The sequence below is a fragment of the Mesorhizobium sp. M7A.F.Ca.CA.002.09.1.1 genome, assembly GCF_003998555.1.
GTDB classification, from domain to species: Bacteria; Pseudomonadota; Alphaproteobacteria; order Rhizobiales; family Rhizobiaceae; genus Mesorhizobium; species Mesorhizobium ciceri.
In genome coordinates, this window is the sequence record NZ_RZRR01000272.1 from 1 (window position 1) to 6,120 (window position 6,120).

Here is a 6,120-nt window from a genome sequence, read left to right on the forward strand (position 1 = left end):
ATCCGGCGCTGGCTCAGCCATGACCGGCCGCTGCCGGGGTTCGGTCATCAACTCTATCCTGACGGCGATCCCCGCGGGGCGGCGCTGCTGTCGGTGATCGAGGTTGACGGCACACTATCGTCGCTGCGCGACGCTGCCTTTGCGGCGACCGGCGCGCTTCCCAACATCGACTTTGGGCTGGCCGCGCTGACGCGCAGCCTAGGCTTGCCGCGCGATGCACCGTTCCGCCTGTTCGCGCTCGCACGCAGCGTCGGCTGGGCCGCGCACACGGTCGAACAGATAACAAGCGGAAGTGTCATCCGGCCGCGCGGCCGCTATGAGGGCGTGCTGGTGTAAGGCCGCAAGAACGCCAGGCGCTCAGGACATCGTGTCGAGCTTGCGCTGCATGGCCGCGATCTGGTCCTTCAGTTCCTGAAGATCGTCGGGCTTGTCAGGCGTTTCCTTCCTGGCCGGCTCGGGCGACGTCGCAGCGGCTGGCGCGGAGCCAGCGGGCGGGAACGGCGTGAACAGCCGCATCGCATTCTGGAACATTTCCATGTTGCGGCGCGTCTGTTCCTCCAGCGCCTTGATCGGCGTGGTGATCTTCATCATGTCGAGCGGCGACTTGCCGAGCGCCCCCTTCATCTGCTCGCGAAAGCGCTCCTGCTCCTTGGAAAAGGCAAGCATCGACTGTTCGAGGAAGCTCGGGACGATCATCTGCATCTGGTCACCGTAATAAGCGATGAGCTGGCGCAGGAACGGGATCGGCAGCATGTTCTGCCCGTCCTTGTTCTCCAGTTCGAAGATGATCTGGGTCAACACCGGATGCGTGATGTCGTCGCCGGTCTTGGCGTCCTGGACGGTGAACTCCTCGCCCTTCTTGACCATCTCGGCGAGGTCCTCGAGCGTCACATAGGTGCTGGTGCCGGTGTTGTAGAGGCGGCGATTGGCGTATTTCTTGATGATGATCGGATCGTCTTTAGCGGCCATCTACATCCTCCCGGGGACACCGGCGCGCCTCTGAGTAAGCCGCCGATAACGATTGTGCCTTTTTTGAGGATATGCGCAAAAGCCTCACAATTCCAAGCAGTTTGTGCAGTGCGGGATCACTAAATGCTGCATGGCAGGCAAAATATGCTGCGCAGCAATGGACGAATGGCCGCCATGGCAAGGCATGGCCTGCTTGCGGCGCATGGGCGCCATGCCCATTTCCGGTTTGACTTGGGGTTGGGAAAGGGCAAGAAAAGTCCCCAACGACAGAGCAACACCCTTGAAGTCTGGAGAAGAAAATGTCCGCTTCCATCGTCATTGCCAGTGCGGCGCGCACGCCGGTCGGCTCCTTCAACGGCGCTTTCGCCGCCACCCCGGCGCATGAGCTCGGCGCCGTCGTCATCACGGAATTGCTGTCGCGTGCCGGCGTCGAACCAGGCGAGGTCGACGAGGTCATCCTCGGCCAGGTGCTGACCGCCGCGCAAGGCCAGAACCCGGCCCGCCAGGCATCGATCAATGCCGGCCTGCCCAAGGAAACCACCGCCTGGGGCCTCAATCAGGTTTGCGGCTCGGGCCTGCGCGCCATCGCGCTCGGCATGCAGCAGATCGCCATCGGCGATGCCAAGGTGATCGTCGCCGGAGGCCAGGAATCGATGTCGCTTTCGACGCATGCCCAGCACCTGCGCGCCGGCGTCAAGATGGGCGACTTCAAGCTGATCGACACCATGATCAAGGATGGGCTGTGGGACGCCTTCAACGGTTACCACATGGGCAACACAGCCGAAAACGTCGCGCGTCAGTTCCAGATCACCCGCGAAGACCAGGACCAGTTCGCGCTCGCCTCGCAAAACAAGGCCGAGGCCGCGCAGAAGGCCGGCAAGTTCAAGGACGAGATCGTCGCCGTCACCATCAAGGGCAAGAAGGGCGACACCATCGTTGACCAGGACGAATACATCCGCCACGGCGCCACGATCGACGCCATGACCAAGCTGAAACCGGCTTTCGACAAGGACGGCACGGTAACCGCCGCCAACGCCTCCGGCATCAATGACGGCGCCGCCGGCGCGCTGCTGATGAGCGAAGCGGAAGCGGTGAGGCGCGGCATCACCCCGCTGGCGCGCATCGTGTCCTGGGCAACCGCCGGCGTCGATCCGCAGATCATGGGCACCGGACCCATTCCCGCCTCGCGCAAGGCCTTGGAAAAGGCCGGCTGGTCGGTCGGCGATCTCGACCTGGTCGAGGCCAACGAAGCCTTTGCGGCGCAGGCCTGCGCCGTCAACAAGGACATGGGCTGGGATCCCTCGATCGTCAACGTCAATGGCGGCGCCATCGCCATCGGCCATCCGATCGGTGCGTCCGGCGCTCGCGTCTTCAACACGCTGGTCTTCGAAATGCGCCGGCGCGGCGCCAAGAAGGGTCTCGCTACCCTGTGCATCGGCGGCGGCATGGGCGTCGCCATGTGTGTCGAAGCACTCTGAAGAAAGTCACTAAACGGGCGGCGTGCATGCATGTCGCCCAAAACTGCGCAGCGGTTTTGGGAACACCGACATGCATAAAACCAAACAGCTGAAGCGCATCGCCTGAACCTACTTCAGCGCGACGCGCTTTAGCCGCCCGTTCTGTATCCAGTGCCTGCCAAGCCCGACAACAGGGCGATATCAAAAAAGGGGAAATGCATGACCAAGGTAGCAATCGTCACAGGCGGATCGCGCGGCATCGGCGCGGCGATCTCGATCGCATTGAAGACCGTCGGCTATTCGGTTGCGGCGAACTATGCCGGCAATGATGCCGCAGCGGCGAAATTCAAGGCTGAGACCGGCATTCCGGTCTACAAATGGTCGGTCGCCGACTATGATGCCTGCGCCGCCGGCATCAAGCAGGTCGAGGCCGATCTCGGCCCGGTCTCGGTGCTGGTCAACAATGCCGGCATCACCCGCGACGCCATGTTCCACAAGATCACGCGTGAGCAGTGGAAAGAGGTCATCGACACCAACCTGTCCGGCGTCTTCAACATGACGCATCCGCTGTGGAGCGGGATGCGCGACCGCAAGTTCGGCCGCATCATCACCATCTCCTCGATCAACGGCCAGAAGGGCCAGGCCGGCCAGGTCAACTATTCCGCCGCCAAGGCCGGCGATATCGGTTTCAGCAAGGCTCTCGCCCAAGAGGGGGCGCGCGCCGGCATCACTGTCAACGTCATCTGTCCCGGCTATATCGCCACCGAGATGGTCAAGGCGATCGACGAGAAGGTGCTCAACGAGCGCATCATTCCGCAGATTCCTGTCGGCCGCCTCGGTGAGCCCGAAGAAATCGCGCGCTGCGTCGTCTTCCTCGCATCCGAAGATGCCGGCTTCATCACCGGCTCGACCATCACGGCCAATGGCGGCCAGTATTTCGCCTGACGACGGCGATGTAGGCGCAGAGATCGACGGGCCGGCGCGCCGGCCCGTTTTTCGTTTGCGCCATGGTCCCTTCGAAGTGACAGCACGGCTGCTGACCCAATCCGGCACGCAGAGGTTAACAGCGGCCCGGCCGGCCTGTGCGAAACCAGCTTCCAAGCCTGTGGATTCTCGGTGGATAAGCTGTTCACAACACAAGATATTGAGGTGAACAAAACGGGAAAATTCCGCCATCGCTGATTCGTCGCCGATTCGTTCCGGCTTTGAGCTGAACGTTAACGACGACAGCCGGAATCCCCTGCCAATTGCTTAACGCAGATTAAGAAAGATCAACAATTTCATAACCTTGGTCGAGGCACGCCAAGCCATTGTGATCGTTTATCGGCAAAGGTTAATGGCAATGCCCTCTTAGCACGAAACGGGCCAGTTCAGCGATTCAGCATGTGGTGCGTCTCGTGGTCGCGAAATCCACATATAGCCGTGAACAAAAGCTGAACCTGCAGGAGTCACTGATTCGTCGCCGATTCGTTCCAGACTCGTTCTATCCGTTAATCCGCATTCTGATTGAGAGCTTGACGGAACCACCTTCTGGCTGCCGACGGAACATTCCGCTTTCGCTTCGCGCCCGAAATCCCTATGTGTCGCCTGTCATACGCGCCCATTTGAGGCACGCTCCCGACAACCAGAGGCCAGAAGCCTTATCTCCAGGTCCCGGAAGCCTTATTCTAGGTTGATGAACATCCAGCCCAAACACACTGAGCCGCTGATCCTGTCGGGCCGCGACGTGACCGCCGTGCTCGGGCCGACCAACACCGGCAAGACCCATCTCGCCATCGAGCGCATGGTGGCGCATGAGAGTGGAATCATCGGCCTGCCGCTCAGGCTTCTGGCGCGCGAGGTCTACGCCCGCGTCTGCGAAAAGGTCGGCGCCCACAAGGTTGCGCTGATTACCGGCGAGGAAAAGATCCAGCCACCGGGCGCCAAATATTCGGTCTGCACCGTCGAGGCCATGCCGCGCGAGACCGACGCCGCCTTCGTCGCCATCGACGAGGTGCAGCTCGCCGGCGACCTCGAGCGCGGCCACATCTTCACCGATCGCATCCTGCACCTGCGCGGCCGCCAGGAAACGCTGCTGCTGGGCGCCGCCACCATGCAAAGTATCCTGCAGCGCCTGCTGAGGGGTGTCTCGGTGGTGACGCGGCCGAGGCTGTCGCATCTTGCCTATGCCGGCTCCAAGAAGCTGACCCGCCTGCCGCGGCGCACGGCGATCGTCGCCTTTTCCGCCGACGAGGTCTACGCCATCGCCGAGTTGATCCGCCGCCAGCAGGGCGGTGCCGCCGTCGTGCTCGGCGCGCTCTCGCCGCGCACCCGCAACGCCCAGGTGGCGCTGTTCCAGTCCGGCGATGTCGACTACCTCATCGCCACCGATGCCATCGGCATGGGTCTCAACCTCGATCTCGACCACGTCGCCTTCGCCCAGAATCGCAAGTTCGACGGCTTCCAGTACCGCAATCTGACGGCGGCCGAGCTTGGCCAGATCGCCGGCCGCGCCGGCCGGCATCTGCGCGACGGCACGTTCGGTGTCACCGGCCAGGTCGACCCGCTGGACGAGGATCTGATCAAGAAGATCGAAGGCCACGACTTCGACCCGGTGAAGGTGCTGCAATGGCGCACCGCACATTTCGACTTTGCCAGCCTCGACGCGCTGAAGCGCTCGATCGAAACCAACGCCCCGGTCGAGGGACTGACACGGGCATTGCCTGCCGTCGATGCACAGGCGCTCGAGCATCTGTCGCGCGACGAGGACATCCGCGCACTCACCACCAATGCCAAGCGCGTGGCGCTGTTGTGGGAAGCCTGCGCGCTGCCCGACTACCGCAGGATCGCGCCGGCCCAGCATGCCGACCTCATTGCCTCGATCTACACGGACCTCGCACGCCACGGCCATGTCGACGAGAATTATATGGCCGAGCAGGTTCGCCGCGCCGACACAACAGAGGGCGACATTGATACGCTCTCGCATCGCATTGCCCAGATCCGCACCTGGACATTCGTGTCGAACCGGCCCGGCTGGCTGGCCGATCAGGCACACTGGCAGGAAAAGACGCGCGAAATCGAAGACAGATTGTCGGATGCGCTGCATGAGCGGTTGACGAAACGCTTCGTAGACCGCAGGACTTCCGTCCTCATGCGGCGCCTTAGAGAAAATACCATGCCTGAAGCCGAAATTAGTCCTACCGGAACCGTCCTTGTCGAAGGCCACCATGTCGGCGAGCTGCAAGGGTTCCGCTTCACCGCCGACCAGACCGCCGGCGGCGAAGACGCCAAGGCGGTGCGCACCGCTGCCCAGAAGGCGCTGGCCGCCGAGTTCGAGGCGCGCGCCGAACGCTTCGGCGCCTCGGCCAATGGCGATATCGCGCTCGGGTCGGATGGCACGCTGCGCTGGATCGGTGCGCCGATCGGCACGCTTGTATCAGGCGAAGACGCGCTGAAGCCGCGGCTGGTGCTGCTGGCCGACGAACAGCTGACCGGCCCGGCGCGCGACAAGGTCGCCGCGCGTGCCGAGCGTTTCGTCAATTTCCAGATCGAGTCGCTGCTGAAGCCGCTGGTCGACTTGAAAAACGCCGACCAGATTTCCGGCATCGGCCGTGGCATCGCCTTCCAGCTGGTCGAGAATTTCGGCCTCATCAACCGCCGCGACATCGCCGAGGAGATGAAGTCGCTCGACCAGGAAGGCCGCGCAGCCCTTCGC

The 6,120-nt window shown here is 62.8% G+C and carries 6 protein-coding genes; 4 read left to right on the forward strand and 2 right to left on the reverse strand.

What is annotated here, in order from left to right:
- The coding region (locus EN994_RS14110) for a citrate/2-methylcitrate synthase (protein WP_281060153.1) at positions 1 to 336 on the forward strand (336 nt) is incomplete at its 5' end.
- Positions 337 to 357: 21 nt separating this feature from the next.
- On the opposite strand, the gene phaR is transcribed toward EN994_RS14110, so the two are convergent.
- Positions 358 to 969 carry a polyhydroxyalkanoate synthesis repressor PhaR gene (gene phaR, locus EN994_RS14115; RefSeq protein ID WP_063169186.1) on the reverse strand — a complete coding sequence of 204 codons (612 nt, stop codon included), beginning with the start codon at positions 967 to 969 and terminating at the stop codon, positions 358 to 360.
- Positions 970 to 1,053: 84 nt separating this feature from the next.
- Positions 1,054 to 1,182, reverse strand: a complete 129-nt coding sequence (locus tag EN994_RS36720; protein ID WP_255337222.1) for a hypothetical protein — start codon at positions 1,180 to 1,182, stop codon at positions 1,054 to 1,056.
- An 86-nt stretch (positions 1,183 to 1,268) separates the two neighbouring features.
- On the opposite strand from EN994_RS36720, the gene EN994_RS14120 reads away from it, so the two are divergent.
- From EN994_RS14120 to EN994_RS14130, 3 genes are all read left to right on the forward strand, one after another.
- Positions 1,269 to 2,447 (forward strand): acetyl-CoA C-acetyltransferase, encoded by a 1,179-nt coding sequence (locus EN994_RS14120; RefSeq protein WP_024502944.1) that lies wholly within the window; start codon positions 1,269 to 1,271, stop codon positions 2,445 to 2,447.
- Positions 2,448 to 2,645: 198 nt separating this feature from the next.
- Positions 2,646 to 3,371 carry an acetoacetyl-CoA reductase gene (gene phbB, locus EN994_RS14125; RefSeq protein ID WP_013529183.1) on the forward strand — a complete coding sequence of 242 codons (726 nt, stop codon included), beginning with the start codon at positions 2,646 to 2,648 and terminating at the stop codon, positions 3,369 to 3,371.
- A 730-nt stretch (positions 3,372 to 4,101) separates the two neighbouring features.
- Positions 4,102 to 6,120, forward strand: a 2,019-nt coding sequence (locus tag EN994_RS14130) for a helicase-related protein (RefSeq protein WP_206530404.1), incomplete at its 3' end; no start/stop codon positions are given.